General features: G+C 72.1%; 22 protein-coding genes. 13 read left to right on the top strand and 9 right to left on the bottom strand.

Going from position 1 to position 18,176, the window contains the following annotated elements:
- Positions 1-41: 41 nt before the first annotated feature.
- Positions 42-857: an NmrA family NAD(P)-binding protein gene (locus tag ACFWYW_RS22810; RefSeq protein WP_379624146.1), complete on the bottom strand. Its 816-nt coding sequence runs from the start codon at positions 855-857 to the stop codon at positions 42-44.
- Between the two features lie 222 nt (positions 858-1,079).
- Between ACFWYW_RS22810 and ACFWYW_RS22805 the strand changes: the two genes are divergently transcribed.
- Positions 1,080-1,799 carry a class I SAM-dependent methyltransferase gene (locus ACFWYW_RS22805; protein WP_379624148.1) on the top strand — a complete coding sequence of 240 codons (720 nt, stop codon included), beginning with the start codon at positions 1,080-1,082 and terminating at the stop codon, positions 1,797-1,799.
- Positions 1,800-1,988: 189 nt separating this feature from the next.
- Here the strand turns inward: ACFWYW_RS22805 and ACFWYW_RS22800 are convergent, their stop codons facing one another.
- Positions 1,989-2,357, bottom strand: coding sequence for a hypothetical protein (locus ACFWYW_RS22800; protein WP_379624150.1), 369 nt, complete (start codon positions 2,355-2,357; stop codon positions 1,989-1,991).
- A 130-nt stretch (positions 2,358-2,487) separates the two neighbouring features.
- Between ACFWYW_RS22800 and ACFWYW_RS22795 the strand changes: the two genes are divergently transcribed.
- The gene (locus ACFWYW_RS22795) at positions 2,488-3,159 is read left to right on the top strand and encodes a formylglycine-generating enzyme family protein (RefSeq protein ID WP_379624152.1); all 672 of its coding nucleotides are present in this window, start codon (positions 2,488-2,490) and stop codon (positions 3,157-3,159) included.
- On the opposite strand, the gene ACFWYW_RS22790 is transcribed toward ACFWYW_RS22795, so the two are convergent.
- The 3 genes from ACFWYW_RS22790 to ACFWYW_RS22780 form a co-directional block, all read right to left on the bottom strand.
- A complete protein-coding gene (locus ACFWYW_RS22790) occupies positions 3,137-4,231 on the bottom strand; it encodes a glycoside hydrolase family 26 protein (RefSeq protein ID WP_379624154.1) in 1,095 nt (364 codons plus the stop codon). The genes ACFWYW_RS22795 and ACFWYW_RS22790 overlap by 23 nt on opposite strands.
- A 136-nt stretch (positions 4,232-4,367) precedes the next feature.
- On the bottom strand, positions 4,368-5,108 hold the full coding sequence (locus tag ACFWYW_RS22785; protein WP_379624156.1) for a GntR family transcriptional regulator: 741 nt from the start codon (positions 5,106-5,108) through the stop codon (positions 4,368-4,370).
- 10 nt (positions 5,109-5,118) lie between these two features.
- Positions 5,119-5,829: an HAD family hydrolase gene (locus ACFWYW_RS22780; protein ID WP_379624158.1), complete on the bottom strand. Its 711-nt coding sequence runs from the start codon at positions 5,827-5,829 to the stop codon at positions 5,119-5,121.
- Between the two features lie 102 nt (positions 5,830-5,931).
- On the opposite strand from ACFWYW_RS22780, the gene ACFWYW_RS22775 reads away from it, so the two are divergent.
- Together ACFWYW_RS22775 and ACFWYW_RS22770 are read left to right on the top strand one after the other, a co-directional pair.
- On the top strand, positions 5,932-6,177 hold the full coding sequence (locus ACFWYW_RS22775; RefSeq protein ID WP_379624160.1) for an SCO4226 family nickel-binding protein: 246 nt from the start codon (positions 5,932-5,934) through the stop codon (positions 6,175-6,177).
- 14 nt (positions 6,178-6,191) lie between these two features.
- Positions 6,192-6,554: a cupin domain-containing protein gene (locus tag ACFWYW_RS22770; protein ID WP_379624162.1), complete on the top strand. Its 363-nt coding sequence runs from the start codon at positions 6,192-6,194 to the stop codon at positions 6,552-6,554.
- Positions 6,555-6,609: 55 nt separating this feature from the next.
- Here the strand turns inward: ACFWYW_RS22770 and ACFWYW_RS22765 are convergent, their stop codons facing one another.
- On the bottom strand, positions 6,610-7,248 hold the full coding sequence (locus ACFWYW_RS22765; RefSeq protein WP_379624164.1) for a TetR/AcrR family transcriptional regulator: 639 nt from the start codon (positions 7,246-7,248) through the stop codon (positions 6,610-6,612).
- A gap of 130 nt (positions 7,249-7,378) precedes the next feature.
- On the opposite strand from ACFWYW_RS22765, the gene ACFWYW_RS22760 reads away from it, so the two are divergent.
- The 3 genes from ACFWYW_RS22760 to ACFWYW_RS22750 are packed head-to-tail and all read left to right on the top strand — an operon-like array spanning position 7,379 to position 10,154.
- Positions 7,379-8,368, top strand: a complete 990-nt coding sequence (locus ACFWYW_RS22760) for a sugar ABC transporter substrate-binding protein (protein ID WP_379624166.1) — start codon at positions 7,379-7,381, stop codon at positions 8,366-8,368.
- On the top strand, positions 8,365-9,399 hold the full coding sequence (locus ACFWYW_RS22755) for an ABC transporter permease (protein ID WP_379624168.1): 1,035 nt from the start codon (positions 8,365-8,367) through the stop codon (positions 9,397-9,399). Before ACFWYW_RS22760 ends, ACFWYW_RS22755 begins: the two co-directional genes overlap by 4 nt.
- Entirely contained in the window at positions 9,396-10,154 is a 759-nt protein-coding gene (locus tag ACFWYW_RS22750) for an ATP-binding cassette domain-containing protein (protein WP_379624170.1), read from the top strand. Before ACFWYW_RS22755 ends, ACFWYW_RS22750 begins: the two co-directional genes overlap by 4 nt.
- 2 nt (positions 10,155-10,156) lie before the next feature.
- Here the strand turns inward: ACFWYW_RS22750 and ACFWYW_RS22745 are convergent, their stop codons facing one another.
- Both ACFWYW_RS22745 and ACFWYW_RS22740 read right to left on the bottom strand, forming a co-directional pair.
- On the bottom strand, positions 10,157-10,393 hold the full coding sequence (locus ACFWYW_RS22745; protein WP_379624172.1) for a hypothetical protein: 237 nt from the start codon (positions 10,391-10,393) through the stop codon (positions 10,157-10,159).
- Between the two features lie 25 nt (positions 10,394-10,418).
- Positions 10,419-11,312: an LLM class flavin-dependent oxidoreductase gene (locus ACFWYW_RS22740; protein WP_379624174.1), complete on the bottom strand. Its 894-nt coding sequence runs from the start codon at positions 11,310-11,312 to the stop codon at positions 10,419-10,421.
- 51 nt (positions 11,313-11,363) lie between these two features.
- Between ACFWYW_RS22740 and ACFWYW_RS22735 the strand changes: the two genes are divergently transcribed.
- The 6 genes from ACFWYW_RS22735 to ACFWYW_RS22710 all read left to right on the top strand — a co-directional run bounded on the left by ACFWYW_RS22735 (position 11,364) and on the right by ACFWYW_RS22710 (position 17,240).
- Complete coding sequence (locus tag ACFWYW_RS22735) at positions 11,364-11,843, top strand: MarR family winged helix-turn-helix transcriptional regulator (protein WP_379624175.1); 480 nt, start codon at positions 11,364-11,366, stop codon at positions 11,841-11,843.
- Between the two features lie 86 nt (positions 11,844-11,929).
- The gene (locus ACFWYW_RS22730; RefSeq protein WP_379624176.1) at positions 11,930-12,292 is read left to right on the top strand and encodes a nuclear transport factor 2 family protein; all 363 of its coding nucleotides are present in this window, start codon (positions 11,930-11,932) and stop codon (positions 12,290-12,292) included.
- Positions 12,293-12,425: 133 nt separating this feature from the next.
- Positions 12,426-13,733, top strand: coding sequence for an MFS transporter (locus ACFWYW_RS22725; protein ID WP_379624178.1), 1,308 nt, complete (start codon positions 12,426-12,428; stop codon positions 13,731-13,733).
- Positions 13,730-14,701, top strand: coding sequence for a hypothetical protein (locus ACFWYW_RS22720; protein WP_379624180.1), 972 nt, complete (start codon positions 13,730-13,732; stop codon positions 14,699-14,701). The genes ACFWYW_RS22725 and ACFWYW_RS22720 overlap by 4 nt, the downstream gene beginning before the upstream one ends.
- Positions 14,698-15,726, top strand: a complete 1,029-nt coding sequence (locus ACFWYW_RS22715; protein ID WP_379624182.1) for a DUF917 domain-containing protein — start codon at positions 14,698-14,700, stop codon at positions 15,724-15,726. The genes ACFWYW_RS22720 and ACFWYW_RS22715 overlap by 4 nt, the downstream gene beginning before the upstream one ends.
- Positions 15,723-17,240, top strand: coding sequence for a PucR family transcriptional regulator (locus ACFWYW_RS22710; RefSeq protein WP_379641055.1), 1,518 nt, complete (start codon positions 15,723-15,725; stop codon positions 17,238-17,240). The genes ACFWYW_RS22715 and ACFWYW_RS22710 overlap by 4 nt, the downstream gene beginning before the upstream one ends.
- Position 17,241: 1 nt before the next feature.
- Here the strand turns inward: ACFWYW_RS22710 and ACFWYW_RS22705 are convergent, their stop codons facing one another.
- Positions 17,242-18,099 carry a hypothetical protein gene (locus tag ACFWYW_RS22705; RefSeq protein ID WP_379638276.1) on the bottom strand — a complete coding sequence of 286 codons (858 nt, stop codon included), beginning with the start codon at positions 18,097-18,099 and terminating at the stop codon, positions 17,242-17,244.
- Positions 18,100-18,176: the final 77 nt, after the last annotated feature.

The raw sequence follows: 18,176 nt of genomic DNA, 5'->3' as shown, positions 1-18,176 counted from the left end.
GGCCACTCCGGGCCCGCCCTTGCTTCGGTACGGGCCGTTCGTCATCCCGCCCGGAAACGCTCCGCGTGCTCGTCCGCCCACTGCGCGAACGTCCGTGCCGGGCGGCCGGTCACCCGTGTGACCGTGTCGTCCACGGTCGTGGAGGCCTCATCGTGCGCGGCGTACCAGCCGATGACATACTCGGCGTCCGCCCGGGACACACCGGTGGCCGTCAGCCTGACGATCGCCTGTTCGTGCGTGATCGGCTCGAAGGCGATCTCGCGGCGGACGGCCCGCGACAGGATCGCGATCCGCTCACGTGGGGTCAGCGGTTCGGGTCCGGTGAGGTTGTACGCCTGCCCCGCGTGGCCGTCATCGAGCAGGGCGACGGCCGCCACGGCCGCGATGTCGGCCTCGTGCACCAGAGCGCTGGGAAGGTCGTACGGTTCCCTGACCACTCCCTCGGCCCGGATCGACGCCGCCCAGGTCAACGTGTTGGACATGAACTCCTGTGCTTCCAGACGCGTCCATTCCACACCTGAGTCCGCCACCGCCTTCTCGACCGGGCCCACCGCGCCACCCCACAGCACCGTGATGCGCTCAACGCCCGCGGCCACCGCCCGCCGGACCAGCTCGGGCCCGACCTCCGCCAGCCCCGCCGTCACCGTGATGTGCAACCGGCCGACGCCGTGGAGCGCGGCGTCCAGCTTCTCTGGCGCGTTGTGCGTCCCGCCCACCAGTTCCACTCCGGCCGGAAAGCTTCCCGCGTTCGCCGCCGGGTCCCGGGTCAGGGCCCGAACGTGCTCTCCCCGGCGTACCAGCTCTGCCACAACGTGCCGGCCGGTGTTCCCGGTGGCACCCGTCACCAAGGTCGTCACAGTCAAGTTCCTTAGGTCGTCCTGCCTGGATGCGTCGCCGACGAGCCTAGAATCTCAAGCGGACTTGAGGTCAACCGCGTGAGGGCGGCGTCCTCGTGGGTGAGGCCGATGCGCCGGCCGTCCTGGACGAGGCACCAGGTCGCGGCCGGCCCGTTGGCGAACGAGCTTCGCCATGTCGAGAGGGTCGGCGACCTCCTGGATCGGTAGGTCAAAATGGCCTGCATGCCAACCGCACAGCCGTCCCCGTTCAATGACTATGACCGTTTCGCCGAGGCGTACGCGGCCGAGAACGAGGCCAGCCTCCTCAACGCCTACTACGAGCGGCCCGCCATGCTGGAGCTCGCCGGAGACGTGACCGGCCGGCGGATCCTCGACGCCGGCTGCGGCTCGGGCCCCCTGTTCTCCGCGCTGCGCGATCGCGGCGCCCTCGTGACCGGCGTCGACGTGAGCGCCGGGATGCTGGAACTGGCCCGGCGGCGGCTGGGCGCCGACGCGGACCTGCGGGTCGCCGACCTGGCCCGCCCGCTGCCCTTCCCCGGCGACGCGTTCGACGACGTCATCGCGTCCCTGGTGCTGCACTACCTGGAAGACTGGGGACCGACGCTGGCCGAGCTGCGCCGCGTGCTGAGGCCCGCCGGCCGGCTACTGGTCTCGGTCGAGCACCCTTTCGCGATCACCCTCATGCGTCGCCTGGCCGGGGACAAGACCAACTATTTCGAGATCCGCAACCGGACCGAAGAGTGGACCATGGGCGGGCAGACCGCCCAGATGAGCTTCTGGGACCGGCCGCTGCACGCGATGACCGACGCCTTCGTTGCGGCCGGCTTCCGCATCAGCGTCATCAGCGAACCGCCACCCGCGCCGGAAGCCCGCGAACTGTTCCCCGAACTCGCCGCCCCGAGGTTCCTGGGCTTCCTGTTCTTCGTTCTGGAAGCCGGCTGACGGCCGCGTCAGCCGCCACCCCGCGACTCGTGCCGGCAGAGGCAGAACGGGTGCCCCGCAGGATCGGCGTAGACCTGGAACCGCCCGGCCGCCTGCCGATCCTCCGCCGGCTTCAGCAGCATGGCCCTCCGCGACATCACATGGTCGTGCGCCACAGCATGCCGTGGTCCTATTCGTGAAGAGGCCGTGTCAGACCTGGCCGTGCGCCCGGCCAGGTCCTTCGGACTCCGCTGCGGCACCTGGAACGCCGAGAGCGGCCAACTCCATCAGTCTGGTGTTCGCGGCGTCGTGAACGTCTGGCGCCAGGGGATCGCCGTCCGCCCCGTCGTAGCCGGACAGGTACTGTTCGATCGGCGCCAGTGGCAGGCCGAGCCGGACGATGAGACCGGCGAGATAGCTGTCGCGCTGGTCGACCTGCCGGTCCCAGCGCGTATCGGTGACCACGCACTCGTAAACCGCGTCGGCGGCCCCGGGCTCGGCCGGCGCGCGCCGCACGGCGGCTCCGCGGCCACGCTGGAGCTGCCCGCGGAGCGAGGCCGGGTCGTCATATTCGATCATCACCATGCAGTATGCCCGGTGATGGAGGCAGGGGCCGCTCCCTGATCGCGTCACCCCGCGCCGTCGGCCCAACGACCCTGGATTCCTTATGATGGTCTGTATCAGGGAGTGATAGGGAAGAGGTGGTGTGGTGTTTCGGGGGATCGGGGCGGGTGAGATCGTGCTGCGGAACGAGGCCACGCGGGTCGCCTGGACGGTGCGGTTGCCCGCGTTCGAGCTGGCGGTGCATCCGGTGACGCGGGATCTGTACCGGTCGGTCGTCGGCGGGGCGGCGGGGAAGGAGCCGGTGACCGACGTGTCGTGGCGGGACGCGCTGCGCTTCTGCAACCGGCTCTCGGCCGAAGAGGGTCTCAACCCCTGCTATGTCATCGGGGACGATCCCGACGCCCTTGACGTGGTCCGTGACGAGAGCGCCGACGGGTACCGGCTGCCGAGTGAGGCGGAGTGGGAGTACGGCTGCCGCGCCGCCACCACCGGTGAGCGCTACGGCGACCTCGACGCCATCGCCTGGCACCGGGGCAACTCCGGCGGCGCCGCCCGCGAGGTGGGCACCAGGCGGCCGAACGCCTGGGGCCTGCACGACACGATCGGCAACGTGTGGGAATGGTGCTGGGACCTGTTCGACCCGGTGGCCTACGGGCCGTATCGCGTGTTCAGGGGCGGCGGCTGGCAGGACACCCCGCGGGGCTGCCGCGCCTCCGCCCGCCGCAAGTCGCACCCGTCCCTGCGCATCGACGACCTCGGCTTCCGCCTGGCCCGCGGTTCCGGGGCGCCCGGGTTCAGCCGGGCGTGCGCTGGTTGAGGTAGGGGTCGCGGCCCACCTCGGCGAACGACTCCACCACCCCCGGGCCCTCCAGCCGGAAGTCGCACCCGTCGGGCGACTCGGGGTTCAATACAGCGTTCCATTGCAGGAGCGCCTTGATGTTCGGCATCGTCTTGAGCGCCGCGGGGATGCCGCGGAACCAGTCGGCCTTGGCCGCAGGCCTGCGCGGGTCGACCTCGGTGCCGTACTCGCCGATGATGATCGGCTTGTCGTCGAATCCGTTGGCCTGGAACCAGTCGTAGGTGGGCCTGAGGGTCTCATCGAAGCTCTTCCACGGAGCTCCGCGGCAGGTCGCGAAGTTGTACGGGTCGTAGCTGATCCAGTCCACGTACTCGTCGCCCGGATACAGGGCCTTCCACTGGTCCTTGTACTCCATGAACCCGGTCACGGCCCACACCCAGATCACGTTGGTGACGCCGAGCTTCTGGAAGCGGTCGTGGATGTGCCGGTAGGCGGCCACGTACTCCTTGGGGGTGCCGCTGGTGGTGCGCCGGTCCATCTCGCCGTCGAAGCCGATCATGACGGGCTTGCCGTACTTCTTGATGCGCTGGGCCTGTTTGTCGATGACGGAGGCGTCCATGGTGCCGGAGGCGATGTCGCGCCACAGCAGGGTGCGCTCCGGGCTGCCCCAGATCTTGGCTTCCCAGCTCAGCAGCAGGATGCGGTCGCGGCCGAGTGCGACCTCGTCCTCGCGCATGAACGTTCCATTGGGGCCGGTGGACATGTCGTGGTAGCTGAAGACGATGTCGAGCTTGCGGCCCAGCTGCGACTCCATGTTGCCGACGGCCTGGCCGACGGGGGTGCGGTTGCCCGGCGGGGCGATGTACATGCCCCAGTACGCGCCGCACGGCGGCACCAGCTTGTCGCCGGCGGCGCAGGTGGAGGCCGGGGAGGCGGGTGCGCTCGTGCTCGGAACGGCGGGGGCCGTGCTCGGGGCGGCGGTGGGGGGTGGGGTGGTGCTGCAGCTCGCGGCGAGCAGTACCAGGAGGCTTGCGGAAGCCGTCCATCCGGCTCTCGCGAGGCCGCGCCGTCCCGCGGAAATAGGCGACAAGACCAGCCGCTCCTACTCATCGTAGTAGTTTATTATTAAAGCATATTGCAGGACTTCAACCCCGTGATGACGACTATAGGAGTGCGCCGGCTCGGCCGTACCTGCAAATTTGCTGTGAATCTACGATGATCAACAGTCAGCGCTCGATCAGCGTGACCTCAAGGGAGTAGAGCGAGGCCCGGTAGACGTGCGAGCCGTGCTCGACGGCGCGGCCCTGGTCGTCGTAGGTGGTGCGGACCATCGTCAGCAGCGGCGCGCCCCGCCGCTCGTCGAGGAGCTTGGCCTCGGCCGGGTTGGCCGCCCGCGCTCCTATGCGCTGGTTGGCCACCCGCATGCGGACCCCGGCGCCGCGCAGCAGCTCATACAGGCCGCGGCCCTCCAGGTCGGCGGCGGTGAGCCTGGCCAGGCCGATCGGCAGCCAGTTGTGCAGGACGGCCAGCGGCTCGCCGGAGGCGAAGCGCAGGCGCTCCAGGTAGAGGATCTCCGTGCCGGCCTCGACGCCGAGGATGGGCGCGATCTCCTCGGCGACCGGCCGCGGCTCCAGGGCCAGGACCTGCGTGGCGGGCTCCTGCCCGGCCCTGCGCAGGTCGTCGTAGAGGCTGGTGAGCTCGACCGAGCGCTTGACCTGGCCGTGCACGACCTGGGTGCCGACGCCGCGCTTGCGTACCAGCAGGCCCTTGTCGACCAGGTACTGGATCGCCTGGCGGATCGTCGGGCGCGACAGGCCGAGCCGGTCGGCGAGCAGGATCTCGTTGTCCAGCCGCGATCCGGGCGCCAGATCCCCGCGCCGGATGGCCTCGGCGATCTGCTCGGCCACCTGGAAATACAGGGGCACGGGGCTGGATCGGTCCAGATCGATCGCCAAGGGTGCGGACATGCTGATCAGATTATCCGAGGTCAGAATGTCCTGACAAATAGCCGGGAAGCTCGCTCAGCGTGGCGATCCTCGCGAACCCCTCCGGAGCGGTCTCCACGCCCAGGCGATCCAGCCACAGCGAGCGCATCCCGGCGGCCGCCGGGCCGGTGACGTCGTTGACGAGGTCGTCGCCGACGAGCAGGATCGCGCCGGGCTCCAGTCCCAGGCGGTCCGCGGCGGCCAGATAGGAGGCGGGGGCGGGCTTGAAGTGCCCGCCGAGCACGTCGCCGCTCAGCACCGGCCCGAGCTCGCCGAGCCCGATCGCGCGCATCTTGGCGATCTGGACGGGGCTGCTGCCGTTCGTGAGCACGCCGAGCCGGTAGCCGCCGAGCCGCGCGAGAGCCTCGTGCACGTCGGGGTAGGGGCTCCAGCCCGCGCGATAGTGCCGGGTGAACGCGGCGAACGCCGCGTCGAGATCCTCCGGTACGGCCAGCCCCAGCGCCTGGCAGATCCCGCGGATCCGGCGCCGCCGCTGCTCCGGCAGGTCGCACTCCCCGGCGTGCCAGGCCGACAGGTGCACCTCCTCCAGCTCCGCCCACACCGTCGCGGCCCGCTCGGGCAGCGGCAGGCCGGGCGCACGGGCGGCGATCCAGTCCTCGATCCAGGCGGCGATCCCCGCGTCGGCGGCGGCGCGATGGTCCATCAGGGTGCCGTCGAGGTCGAAAAGGATGCCTTTGATCACCCGCCCATCCTTCCGCACGCACCAGGCTTCTTTGGCAAACCATGACGAACCGGTGCCACGGGTCCGACCTACGCTGGGATGGATCCGTAGTCAGGAGGAACCATGAAGTTCATGGACGTCCACCACGGTATGCAGGGCATCACGGCAGATCAGCTGCGCGAGGCCCATGACGCCGACCTGGCCATCCAATCGGAGGAGAGAGTCACCTTCGAGCAGGCCTGGGCCGACCCCGACTCGGGGCTCGTCTACTGCCTGTCGGACGCGCCGGACGCCGCCGCCGTTCAGCGGATCCACCAGCGCGCGGGCCATCCGGCCGACGAGATCCACCCCGTGCCGCTGACGATCTGAGGGGGCGAGGAAACATGATCGAGGTCAAGAACGTCGACAAGCCCGACGAGCGCCGGGACTTCCCGCGCGGTCACCTGGAGGTGTGCAACCTCAGCGGGCTCAGCTTCGGCATCGCGACCATGGAGCCCGGGTGGAGGTGGTCGGAGTCCGTCAAGCCGATCGCCGGCACGGAGCTGTGCGAGGTCCACCACAACGGCTACGTCGTCCAGGGCCGCCTGCGCCTGCGCATGGGCGACGGCACCGAGGCCGAGGTCGGGCCCGGCGACGTGTTCGTCTGCCCGCCAGGACACGACGCCTGGGTGGTCGGCGACGAGCAGTTCATCGTCTACGACTTCGCGGGCGGCGCCGCGGAGTACGCCAAACGCGAAGGGAGCTAGTCCGGCCATGGCTGCGGCGGGGCGCGGGCCCCGCCGTACGGGCGGGGAGGGGGTGTCAGCTCTTGGGGACCCAGCGCTCGCGCAGTTCCGGCGGCGTCGGCGGGTCGCCCGGCAGCGGGCGGGCGGCGGAGGGCAGGCGGATGGCGTCGAGCACGAGGGCGAGGTAGCGGCGGCGCAACTCGGCGGTGCGGGCCTCGTCGCCCAGGCGGACCGAGGCGAGCTGCTCGAACAGCAGGGCCACGTCGGAGTTGGTCACGTCCGGGCGCAGCGCGCCGGCCTCGCGGGCGCGGTCGGGTACGGCGTGCGACAGCTCGCCCCCGCGCGCCGACAGCTCGAACAGCTCGGGGGTGGGCTGGAAGGTGCCGGCCAGCGAGATCGTCAGCGAGTGCGTGTCGGCGTCGACCACCTCCTCCATGAAGCGGGCGAAGGCCTCCCACGGGTCCATGCCGGGGTCGAGGGCCCGCTCGCCGGCGGCGTTGTAGGCGCGCATGCCGTCGGCGCAGAGTTTCTGCAGCAGCGCGTCCTTGCTGGGGTAGCGCCGATAGAGTGCGCTGATGCCCACACCGGCGCGCTCGGCCACGGCGGCGATCGGAGCGGAGGGGTTGGCGGTGAAGACCTCCTTGGCCGCCTGGAGGATCACCTCGTCGTTGCGCGCGGCCTGCTTCTTGCGTCCGCTCATCGGTGTGCTCGTCATCTTCCCACTGTAGCATTGGAACGGAGAATTCCGTTCTATATTGTAGGTCTTAATGTCACGACAAATGGTTGACAGTGGAGCGTGGCGGGACTAGAACCGGGGCAAGCCGTTGGTCTTGGAGGTTGAAGCCATGAAGCGAACCCGGATCGTGGTGGCCGTGCTCGGCGCCCTGGCGCTGGCCGGATGCTCGGGCGGAGGCGGGGCGGGCCAGAGCGCCGCGAGCTCCCCGGCCGCGGAGGCGCCGGCGGCCACCGGCGGCGCGGCGGGCACGTACGCGGTGATCACCCACGCCGCGGCCGGCGACAAGTTCTGGGACGTGGTCAAGAAGGGCGCCGAGGCCGCGGGCAAGCAGTACGGCGCGAGCGTCACCTACCAGGGCGACGGCGACGCGGGCAAGCAGTCACAGCTCATCGACCAGGCGGTCTCGCAGAAGGTCGACGGGATCGTGGTCTCCATGGCCAACCCGGACGCGCTGAAGGAGTCGATCGGCAAGGCGGTGGCCGCGAAGATTCCCGTGGTGACCATCAACTCCGGCGCCGAATCCTCCAAGGCGTTCGGCGCGCTCACCCACGTGGGCCAGTCGGAGGACGTGGCCGGGCGCGGCGCGGGCGAGCAGCTGAAGGCGGCCGGGGTGTCGAAGCTGCTGTGCGTGATCCACGAGGCCGGCAACGTCGGGCTGGAGCAGCGGTGCAAGGGCGCCGAGCAGAGCCTCGGGGGCACCGTCGAACGCCTGCAGGTGGACGTCAGCAACCTCGCCGACGTCACCTCCAAGGTGGCGGCCAAGCTGCAGTCCGACACCTCCGTCACCGGCGTGCTCGCGCTCAACCCGGCCGTGGCCGTCGCCGCCCGCGACGCGATCAAGGACGCCGGCTCGCAGGCCAAGCTGGCCACCTTCGACCTGTCGCCCGACGTGATCGCCGCGATCAACGCCGGGGAGGTGCTGTTCGCCGTGGACCAGCAGCAGTACCTGCAGGGCTGGCTGCCGATCACCTTCCTCAAGCTCTACAAGGACAACCTCAACACCGTGGGCGGCGGGCTGCCGGTCAACACCGGTCCCGGCTTCGTCACCAAGGACAACGCGGCGCAGGTCGAGAAGCTGGCCGGCGAAGGCACCCGATGACCGCGGTCAAGCCCGACGAGCGGCTGGCCGACGTCGGACGGCTGCGGCGGACGCTGATCCGCCCCGAGCTCGGCGCGGTCGTCGGCGCGATCATCGTCTTCGCCTTCTTCGCCGCGCAGTCGCCGGTCTTCCGCTCGCCCGCCGGCATCGCCAACTGGCTCGACCCGGCCGCCACGCTCGGCATCATGGCGGTCGCGATCGCGCTGCTGATGATCGGCGGCGAGTTCGACCTGTCGGCGGGCGTGCTGACCGGCACCACCGGGCTCATCCTGGTCACGCTGGCCACCGAGTACGGCGTGAACGTCTGGCTCGCCATGCTGATCAGCCTGGCGGTGGCGCTCGGGATCGGTTTTCTCAACGGGATCGTGGTGACCCGTACCAAGCTGCCCAGCTTCATCGTGACGCTCGGCTCCTTCCTCATGCTGCAGGGCATCAACCTGGGCGTCACCAAGCTGATCACCGGCACCGTGCAGGTCAGCGGGCTGCGCACGGCCTCGGGCTTCGAGTCGGCGCGGGTGATCTTCGCGGGCACGATCCAGATCGGGCAGGTGCACTTCCGCGTGGCGATCCTGTGGTGGCTGGCGGCGACGGCGCTGGCCACGTGGGTGCTCATGCGTACCCGCGCCGGAAACTGGATCTTCGCCGCGGGCGGCAACGAGCAGGCCGCCCGCGCGGTCGGCGTGCCCGCCGCCCGCACGAAGATCGCGCTGTTCATGACGACGGCGTTCGCCGCGTGGCTGGTCGGCTCGATCATGGCGCTGCGTTACACGTCCGTGCAGGCCAACATCGGCATCGGGCAGGAGTTCATCTACATCATCGCCGCCGTCATCGGCGGCTGCCTGCTCACCGGCGGGTACGGCTCGGCCATCGGGGCCGCGATCGGCGCCGTCATCTTCGGCATGGCCGACAAGGGCATCGTCTTCCTGGGCTGGGACGCCGACTGGTTCAAGTTCTTCCTCGGCGCGATGCTGCTGCTGGCCACCCTCGCCAACCGCCTGGTACGGCGTTACGCGGAAGAGGTGAAGCGGTGATCCTGCAGACCAGGGCGATCGGCAAGGCGTTCGGCTCGGTGCTGGCGCTGCGCGAGGTGTCCATGGGCGTGGCCGCCGGGCAGGTCACCTGCGTGCTCGGCGACAACGGCGCGGGCAAGTCCACGCTCATCAAGATCCTGTCGGGGGTGCACCGGCACGACGCGGGTGAACTGCTGCTGGACGGCGCGCCGGTCAGTTTCGCCAGCCCGCGCGCGGCGCTGGACCACGGCATCGCCACCGTCTACCAGGACCTGGCGATGATCCCGCTCATGTCGGTGTGGCGGAATTTCTTCCTCGGCTCCGAGCCGCGCAAGAGCTTCGGCCGCTTCGACGTGGCCAAGGCCCGGCGGGTGGCCCGCGAGGAACTGCATGCGATGGGCATCGACATCCGCGACGTCGACCAGCCGGTCGGCACGCTGTCGGGCGGCGAGCGGCAGTCGGTGGCGATCGCGCGGGCGGTTCACCTGGGCGCCCGCGTGCTCATCCTCGACGAGCCGACCTCGGCGCTGGGCGTCAAGCAGGCCGGGGTGGTGCTGCGCTACATCGCGCGCGCCCGCGACCGGGGGCTGGGCGTGGTGTTCATCACCCACAACCCCCACCACGCCTACCCGGTGGGCGATCGATTCCTGCTGCTCAACCGCGGCACCAGCCTCGGCGAGTACGCCAAGGCCGACATCACCCGCGAGCGGCTGACCTCGCTCATGGCCGGCGGCGCGGAGCTGGAGCAACTGGAGCACGAACTGCGCCGCGAGTGAGCTCACTCCTCGCCGGGCAGGTCCCGGTCCAGGCGGGAGGTGGACAGGTCGGAGCCCCACAGCAGCTCGCGGCGGACGGCCCGTTCCGCGTCGCCGGTGTCGTGGACGGGCCGCGGCGGCTCGGGCGCGCTCTCGGCGTCGGCCACGTGGGTGGCGTCGGCGTGGTCGGCGTGCTCCGGCGCCGCGCCCGCCCTGGCGGTCTTCTCCATCCGCCCGGCGGCCTCGTTCACATCGCTCATAGGGGCAACGCTAGGACGCGGTGGTTCAGCGCCGGGCCAACGGCGTGCCAAGAAGAGCGGGTTCGCGCAGGGCGGGGACGACCTCGCTGGCCAGACGTTCGACCTGCTCGTCGCGGTCGTCGCCGGAGGGCATGAGGTTGAAGGAGGTGAAGCCGATGCGCTGGAAGCCCCGCAGGGCGTCGATGAGGCGGGCCGGTGTGCCGGTGAGCGTACCCGGCTCGGCGGTGGGCTTGTCCTGGACGCGGATGGCGAGGTTGTAGGCGCAGGTGATCTCCTCCGGGGCGCGTCCCGCCTCGCGCGCGGCGGCCAGCAGGCGCGCGCGCATCGCGGTGACCTTCTCGGGGCCGGCGAAGCCGTAGCTGGGGATCCAGCCGTCGGCCAGGCGGCCGGTGACGGCCAGCGCGCGGGGGCCGAAGGTGCCGAGCCAGATGGGGATGCGCCGCGCCGGCTTGGGTTCGAGGTCGGCGGCCTCGGTGCGGTGGTAGCGGCCCTCGAAGGTGAAGGCCCGCTCGCTCCACAGGCCGCGGATGATCTGGACGGCCTCGGCCAGCCCGTCGACCTTCTCGCGGGCCGTGGGCACCCGCATGCCGTACGCGCGGAACTCCTCGTCGGAGTAGCCGCCGCCGAGGCCGAGGATGAGCCGGCCGCCGGACAGGCGGTCGAAGGTCTCGGCCATCTTGGCGACCATGGCGACGTTGCGGTACGGCACGCCGAGCACCCGGGTGGCGACCTTGATCCGCGTGGTGGCGGCGGCGATCCAGGACAGCATGGTCCAGGTCTCGAAGCTGTCGTGCGTGGTGCAGGGGTGGTCGGCGCAGGAGACGTAGTCGAAGCCGAGTTCCTCGGCGCGGCGGGCCTGGGCGACCGGGTCGGCGCCGGGCGCGGCCGAGGTGGAGATGTTCAGGCCGAAGGTTGACATGACAACAACCGTAGGCAGGGAGATGGTGACGTGTCAACTACACTGGCGGGCATGACACAGGACGCGCGATGGCTCGACGAGGTGGAGGCACGGGCGTGGCTCGGCTACCGGCGGATGTTCCTGCTGCTCAACCGGGAGGTCGCGCGGGACCTGGCGCAGGAGTGCGGCCTGTCGGAGGCCGACTACGACGTGCTGTCCAACCTGTCGGGCGCGCCGGGGGCCAGCGTCCGGCTGACCAAGCTGGCCGCGCACCTGAAGTGGTCGAAGAGCCGGCTGTCGCACCAGCTCACCCGCATGCAGCAGCGCGGCCTGATCTCCCGGCAGGAGCATCCCTCCGACGCGCGCGGGGCGGTCATCGTCCTGACCGAGGAGGGCCTGCGGACCATCGAGGAGGCCGCCCCCGGCCACGTCGACTCGGTGCGCCGGCACTTCATCGACCTGCTGACTCCGCAGCAGCTGGCGGCGTTCGGCGACATCGCCTGGTCCGTGGTCGAGCGGCTGGACAAGGCCGCCGCCGCGCGTCAGTCTTAGAAATCTACAATGTAAAGGCGTCTGCGTGGTGTTTCCGCGTGCTCTAACGTGACAAAGCACGCAAAACTCAACCAAGGAGCTGCATCGTGGCACGCGACGCCGTCTGGGCGGTCATCACCGGCATGTACGAGGCCTACACCCGAGGCGACCGGGACGGCATCGACCGCCGCCTGCACCCGGAGGCCACGATCTTCGACTCCGACCACCCCGGCCTGATCACCACCCGCGAACAGCTCAACAAGGTCCGTGACGCCCGCCCCGACGAGGGCCGGGTCACGCTCACCGCCTACGACGAGGTCGTCGACGTGTGGGGCGAGAGCGCGCTGGCCCGCTACGTGCTGCGCGTCGCCTTCGAGACCGGCGCCCCGCAGATCGTGCGCACCACCTCGGTGCTGCGCCGCGAGGGCGGTGAGTGGCGCATCGTGCACGTGCACGAGAACACGCTCTGACCTGCGAGTATGCTAGGGCTCCAGGGCAGGGTGCACACCGTCGGCCGTACCTGACGGGCGGTGTGCACACCGACGCGGACAGGGGGCGTGCCTAGGGTGCGGCCAACGTCGCGCCCCCTTCCGAGGAGCATCCATGACCGCTACCTCCGCGCGAACGCTCCCCATCGGGGCGGCGTTCGACCGGATGCCGTTCACCCGCCGGCACGTGCTGATCGCGCTGGCGCTGTTCGTCGCGTTCGTCATCGAGTCGTGGGAGCAGCTCGCGCTGATCTACGTCGCGGGCGATCTGGGCGGCGCCTTCGGCATCGACGAGGCGGGCATCGGCATCGTGCTGTCGGCGGTGGCGTTCGGCATGATCCCCGGCGTGCTCATCTGGGGGCCCGTCGCCGACCGCGTCGGCCGCAAGCCCACCGCCTTCTGGTCGCTGCTGGCCTACGGCGTCATCGCCCTCGCCTCGGCCTTCGCGCCGAACCTGCCCACGCTCATCACGCTGCGGGTGGCCTCCGGCCTGGCGCTGGCCGGCGTCTACACCATCACCTTCCCCTACTTCCTGGAACTGCTGCCCACCCGCCACCGCGGCCGCGCCGCCGTCTACCTGTCGATCGGCTGGCCCATCGGCATCCTGGCCGCCATCGGCGCCTCCCTCGCGTTCGGCGCCATGGGCTGGCACGTGGTCGTCATCGCCAGCGCGGTGGCCGGGCTGTGGGCGTTCGCGATCCGCGCCTGGGTCCCCGAGTCGCCGTACTGGCTGGCCGCCCGCGGCCGCCAGGACGAGGCGCGCGCGGTGCTGCGCCTGCTATCCAGCCCCGACGCCGACGCCGAGTTCACCGTCGCGGCGCGCCGCCCCGGCAACCCGCTGGACCTGTTCCGCGGCAGGCTGGCGAAGATCACGATCGCCATGCTGCTGCTGAACTTCGCCTTCAACTGGGGCTACTGGGGCCTGCAGACGTGGCTGCCCACCCTGCTGCAGGAACGCGGCCTCACCCTCGACGCCTCGCTCGGCTTCGCGGCGCTGAGCGCGCTCATGATGATCCCCGGATACGTGAGCGCCTCACTGCTGACCGGCCGGTTCGGCCGCAAGAAGGTCTTCCTGGTGTACGTCGTGGCCGCCGCGCTGGGCGGGCTGTGGTTCGCGCTGGCCGACAGCACGTGGGAGCTGTACGCGGGCAACTTCGTGCTGTCGTTCTTCAGCCTGGGCGCGTGGGGCGTGTGGAACACCTGGAACGGCGAGTTCTACCCGACCGCGCTGCGCGGCACCGGCTACTCGTGGGCGACCGCCGCCCAGCTGGTCGCCACCACCGCGGCGCCGTCGGCCGTGGGGGCGCTGCTGGCCGGGGCGACCGGGTTCACCACGACCATCCTGATCATCAACGCGTTCATGGTGGTCACGGCGCTGCTGGCCGTACCGCTGCCGGAGACCGAAGGCCGCGAGCTGGAGTGATCGTCGGCGTCGCACCCGGGCGGCCCGCGACCACGGTCGCGGCCGTGCGCGACGGCGCGCTGGTGTTCTCCCGGCAGTTGCCGGCCGCGGCCGGGCCGCCGTTCGGCGGCTTGGCGAAGCTGGCAGGCGGGCTCGGGGCGCGGGCCGTCTGCGTGGCGCTGGACCTGGAGGAGGCCGAGCTCGCGCCGGTGGCGGCGATCCGGGTGGGCGGGCCGTGTCCCGAGGTGCTCGCGCCGCACCCGGCCCACCCCGGCGGGGCGGCGACGATCGTGCGGGGCGGGCACAGCCTGACCGGCCGCGCGCTGGCGCCGCTGGACGTCGAGGCGGTACGGCGCTTCGCCGCCTCGTGCGGGCTGAGCGACTTCGCGGTGACGGCGACCGGCTCGCCCGTGCTGTCCGACCACGAGCTGGCGGTGGCGGAGATCGTGGCGGCCGAGGTGCCGGGGGCGCGGATCACCCTGTCGTATGAGTTCGGGCGGGCGGGGCTGCGCGAGCGCGAGGAGGACGCGATGCTCAACGCCGCCCTGGGACCGGCGGCCGTGCGGGTGGCGCGCGAGGTGGAGCAGGTGCTGGACGGGCGGCCGCTGTACTTCGCCAGGACCGGGTACGGGCTGGTGTCGGCGCACTACTTCCGCCGCTATCCGCTGATCTGCCGGTTCGGGGCGACGGCGAGCCTGGCGCGCGGCCTGGCGGTTCTGGGCGGCGAGGGGGATGAGGGGGCGGCGCGGGCGTTCGGGGCGGCGCTGGGGCAGCCGGTAGCCGAGGTGGAGCGGATCGTGCAGGCGCGGGGGCGGGCGGAGCTGGACCGGGTTCTGCGCGACGCGCGCGACGAGGCGCTGACCCGGGTGGTGAGCGCGGGGGCGGCGCCCGGGTCGGCGTCGATCGCCTCGCTGACGGTCAACCCGCTGTCGTACCTGCCGCACGGGCTGTACCGGGTGCGGGCCTCGGCGGGGGGAGCGACGCCGTGATCATCGGGCCGGGGGAGCTGGGGCGGTTCGCGGCCGGGTCGCGGTTGTTCGCGACGGGGGCCGCGGAGTCGTCGTACCGGCTGGTGCTGGACTGGGCGGGGTCGGTGATCGGGCGGGGCGTGCCGGTCGTGGCGGCCGGGGCGCTGGCGGGGGAGAGCGTGTGCGTGGCGGTCTCGCTGGTGGGTTCGACGACGGCGCTGGGGGAGCAGTTGCCGGCGGGCGATGAGCCGGTGCGTGCGGTGCGGGCCCTGGAGCGGCGGCTGGGCGAGCCGGTGGGCGCGGTGGTGGCGCTGAACCTGGCGGCGGAGAACGCGCTGCTGCCGCTGGTGGCGGCGGCGCTGCTGGGGGTGCCGCTGGTGGACGGCGACGGGACGGGGCGGGTGTTTCCGCTGGTGGAGCAGACTACGTACACGCTGGGCGGGGTGAGCGCGACGCCGCTGGCGCTGGCGGGGGGCGGCGGGGAGCTGGTGGTGCTGGAGACGGCGCCGGACCGGGTGGAGGCGGTGGTGCGTCCTTTGGTGCTGGCGATGGGCGGGTGGGCGGTGGGCGCCTGCTATCCGATGAGCGCGCGGGAGCTGGCGGGGGCGATGGTGCCGGGGACCGTGGGGCGGCTGCTGGAGGCGGGGGCGCCTGGAGCGGATCGGGCGGTGGCGGCGCCGTACGGGATGAAGACCTTGTGCCGCGGCGTGATCGCCGCGGTGGAGGGGAGCAGCGGGCACGGCGCGGACCTGGAGCTGCCGTCGCTGCCGTCGAGCATCCTGGTGGAGGAGACGGGCGGGCTGCGGCGGCTGGTGCGGCTGGAGGCGCACAACGAGATCGTGCTGGCGCTGGCCGACGGCGCGCCGGTGGCGATGGCGCCCGACCTGATCTGCCTGGTGTCGGCGGTGGATCAGCTGGTGGTCGACGTGGACAAGGCGGCGCCGGGCATGGAGGTCGAGGTCATGGTGGTGCGGGCGGCTCCGGTGTGGCACACCGAGCGGGGGCAGGAGCTGGGCGGGGTGCGGGCGTTCGGGGTGCCGTTGTGAGGGCGCGGGGGTGGGAGTCGCCGGTGACGGTGGCCGAGCTGGTGGACGCGGGACCGCTGGCGGGGGCGCACATGTACGGCAGCGGCGCCAATCCGGTGCATCAGGTGCGGATCGTGGACGAGCTGGGCGTGTTCGCCGATGTGGTGCCGCACACCGCGGTCGTCCTGATCGGGGCGGCGGCCTCGGGCGGGTGGGCGGTGGAGATGGCGATGCGGCGGGCGTGGGAGCAGGCGGCGGCGTGCGTGATCGCGCCTTCCAGCGCGCTGAGCTCGGGGTCGGGGGAGGTGCTGGCCGAGCGGCTGGGCGTGACGCTGATCTTCGTGGACGGCGATCCGCTGGTGACGGCGGTGGAGGTGGCTTCTGCGGCTTCGCGTCCGGAGGCGGCGCGCACGCAGCTGGTGGCGCGGTGCGCGACGAGGATCGCCGAGGCGGGGGCCTCGGCGCGGCGGGTGCTGGGGGTGCTGAACGCGGAACTGCCGGGCACGTCCGTGGCTTTTCTCGATCGGTACGGCACGCGCCTGGCCGGCCGGGCCGCCGGGCTCACCGAGGGCGGCCCGGGTGCGGGCGCCGGCGGGGAGCGGGTGCTGGTGGACATGGATCTGCCCGGCGGGCTGGGGCGGCTGGTGGCCTCCGGGGCGGTGCGCTCACCGGGCTGGCCGTCGGTGGTGCGGACCGTGCTGGGTCTGGCCGTGGCGGCGCTGAGCGCGTGGGCGGCGGGGGAGCGGCTGGTGGCCGGGCGGGAGTTCGCGGTGCAGGAGGCGCTGGCCGAGCGGCTGCTGGCGATGCCGGAGGCGCTGCTGGACAGCGTGCCCGAGGAGAGCAGCGTGCCCGAGGCGGGCGTGGTTCCCGGTGCGGTGGGGGATGTGCGGGAGGCGCTGGGCCGGGCGGCGGCGCTGGGGTGGGCGGTGCGGGGGCCGGTGAGCGGGTTCGTGGTCCGGCCGGTGGGGTGGCAGGCGGAGCCGGCCGAGCACGCGCTGGTCAGGGAGCTGCTGGTGGGGGCGTTGGGGGCGGTGCCGGTGATGCGGCGGGGTGAGGGGTGGGCCGGTTGGGCGGAGCTGGGGCCGGGGGCGCTGGCCGTACGGCTGCAGGAGTGTGCGCGGTTGCTGCCGCGGGCGGTCGCGGCGGGGGCGGGGCGGCAGGTGGAGCGGCTCGGCGCGGTGGGGGAGTCGCTGCTGGGGGCCGAGGCCGCGGCGTTCACCGCGCGGGCCGGGGCGGTGGCGCGCGCGGATCGGATGGGTCCTGCGGAGTTGCTGGCGGCGTTGCCCGCGGGGGTGCTGCGGGCGCCGGCGGAGGTGGTGCTGGGGCCGTTGCGGGCGGCGGACAAGGACGGGAGCCTGCTGGCGACGCTGGCCGCGGTCCTGGACGGGGGCGGGGCGCTGCGGGCGGCCGAGCGGCTGGGGGTGCACCGCAACACGGTGACGACCCGGCTGGAGCGGGTGCGGGCGGCGGGCTACGACCTGGAGGATCCGGCGACGCGCCTGGCCCTGCATCTGGCCGTGCACGTCAGCCGGTGATCTACATTGTAAAGGCGCGGAGATGGAACGGCATGCGATACCAGCGCCCGTCCACCGCGGCCGAATCGACGAGCACGATGGAGCGCTCCACCAGCCGGGCCACGGCCTCGGCGGCGTCGGCGGCGCGGTGGCCGGTCAGAGCGCGTTCGGCCTCCTCCAGGCCGAACGCGGAGTCGAAGGCGGCCAGCCGCTGCCAGGCCTGCGCGTCCAGCGGCTGGCACTGGCGGTGGCTCCAGGCGGCGGCCGCGCGCATGCTGGCGTGCCGGGCCGGGTGAGCGGGGCCGGCGGGCAGGGTGTGGAAGGTGCCGTTGTCGAGCATCTCGGCGAGCTTGGCGGACTCCAGCAGGTGCTCGGCGGCGATCTCGATGGCCAGGGGCAGGCCTTCGAGGCGGGCCAGGACGGCGGGGTCGGCGCGCAGGCCGCCGGAGCGTACGTGGAAGAGGGTGGCGGCGTCGGGCGCCGGCAGGGGGCCGGCGACGGTGACGTGCTCGCCGGGGATGCTCAGCACCTCGCGGCCGGTGACCAGGACGCGCAGGTCGGGCAGGCCGCGCAGCAGGCGTTCGACGAGGGCGACGCAGCGGTCGACGACGTGGTCGCAGGTGTCCAGGACGAGCAGGCGGGGCGGCTCGTCGCCGTCCCACGGCAGGCGTTCGCCGCTGAGGATGGTCTCGTGGACGTTGGAGGGGTCGAGGTCGATCAGGCGGGCGGCCGGGCCGAAGCCGGCGGCCACCGCGCGGGCCAGGGCGCTCTTGCCGACGCCTCCGGCTCCGGTGATGGTCACCAGCCGTTCGCGGCCGAGCAGATGGAGGATCTTGTTCCGGTGTTGATCACGCCCGACGAGGGCGTCGCCCGCACTCACGCTCTGAGTGTTCTGGATGCGGGGGTCGCGGCGCCTCGGGCGGGCGTACCTATCCGCATACCTAAAATCGGGGCTGG

The sequence above is a fragment of the Nonomuraea sp. NPDC059023 genome (assembly GCF_042740095.1).
Taxonomy (GTDB): domain Bacteria; phylum Actinomycetota; class Actinomycetes; order Streptosporangiales; family Streptosporangiaceae; genus Nonomuraea.
The sequence above is the reverse complement of the archived record's forward strand: the minus strand, read 5'-3'. Positions and strand labels throughout refer to the sequence as shown.

Bases quoted from the DNA above. Each gene is read 5' to 3' on its own strand.
- ACFWYW_RS22805 (WP_379624148.1), top strand. From the start codon at position 1,080: ATGCCAACCGCACAGCCGTCCCCGTTCAATGACTATGACCGTTTCGCC.
- ACFWYW_RS22800 (WP_379624150.1), bottom strand. From the start codon at position 2,357: ATGATCGAATATGACGACCCGGCCTCGCTCCGCGGGCAGCTCCAGCGT.
- ACFWYW_RS22785 (WP_379624156.1), bottom strand. From the start codon at position 5,108: ATGTCCGCACCCTTGGCGATCGATCTGGACCGATCCAGCCCCGTGCCC.
- ACFWYW_RS22775 (WP_379624160.1), top strand. From the start codon at position 5,932: ATGAAGTTCATGGACGTCCACCACGGTATGCAGGGCATCACGGCAGAT.
- ACFWYW_RS22770 (WP_379624162.1), top strand. From the start codon at position 6,192: ATGATCGAGGTCAAGAACGTCGACAAGCCCGACGAGCGCCGGGACTTC.
- ACFWYW_RS22765 (WP_379624164.1), bottom strand. From the start codon at position 7,248: ATGACGAGCACACCGATGAGCGGACGCAAGAAGCAGGCCGCGCGCAAC.
- ACFWYW_RS22760 (WP_379624166.1), top strand. From the start codon at position 7,379: ATGAAGCGAACCCGGATCGTGGTGGCCGTGCTCGGCGCCCTGGCGCTG.
- ACFWYW_RS22755 (WP_379624168.1), top strand. From the start codon at position 8,365: ATGACCGCGGTCAAGCCCGACGAGCGGCTGGCCGACGTCGGACGGCTG.
- ACFWYW_RS22745 (WP_379624172.1), bottom strand. From the start codon at position 10,393: ATGAGCGATGTGAACGAGGCCGCCGGGCGGATGGAGAAGACCGCCAGG.
- ACFWYW_RS22740 (WP_379624174.1), bottom strand. From the start codon at position 11,312: ATGTCAACCTTCGGCCTGAACATCTCCACCTCGGCCGCGCCCGGCGCC.
- ACFWYW_RS22735 (WP_379624175.1), top strand. From the start codon at position 11,364: ATGACACAGGACGCGCGATGGCTCGACGAGGTGGAGGCACGGGCGTGG.
- ACFWYW_RS22725 (WP_379624178.1), top strand. From the start codon at position 12,426: ATGACCGCTACCTCCGCGCGAACGCTCCCCATCGGGGCGGCGTTCGAC.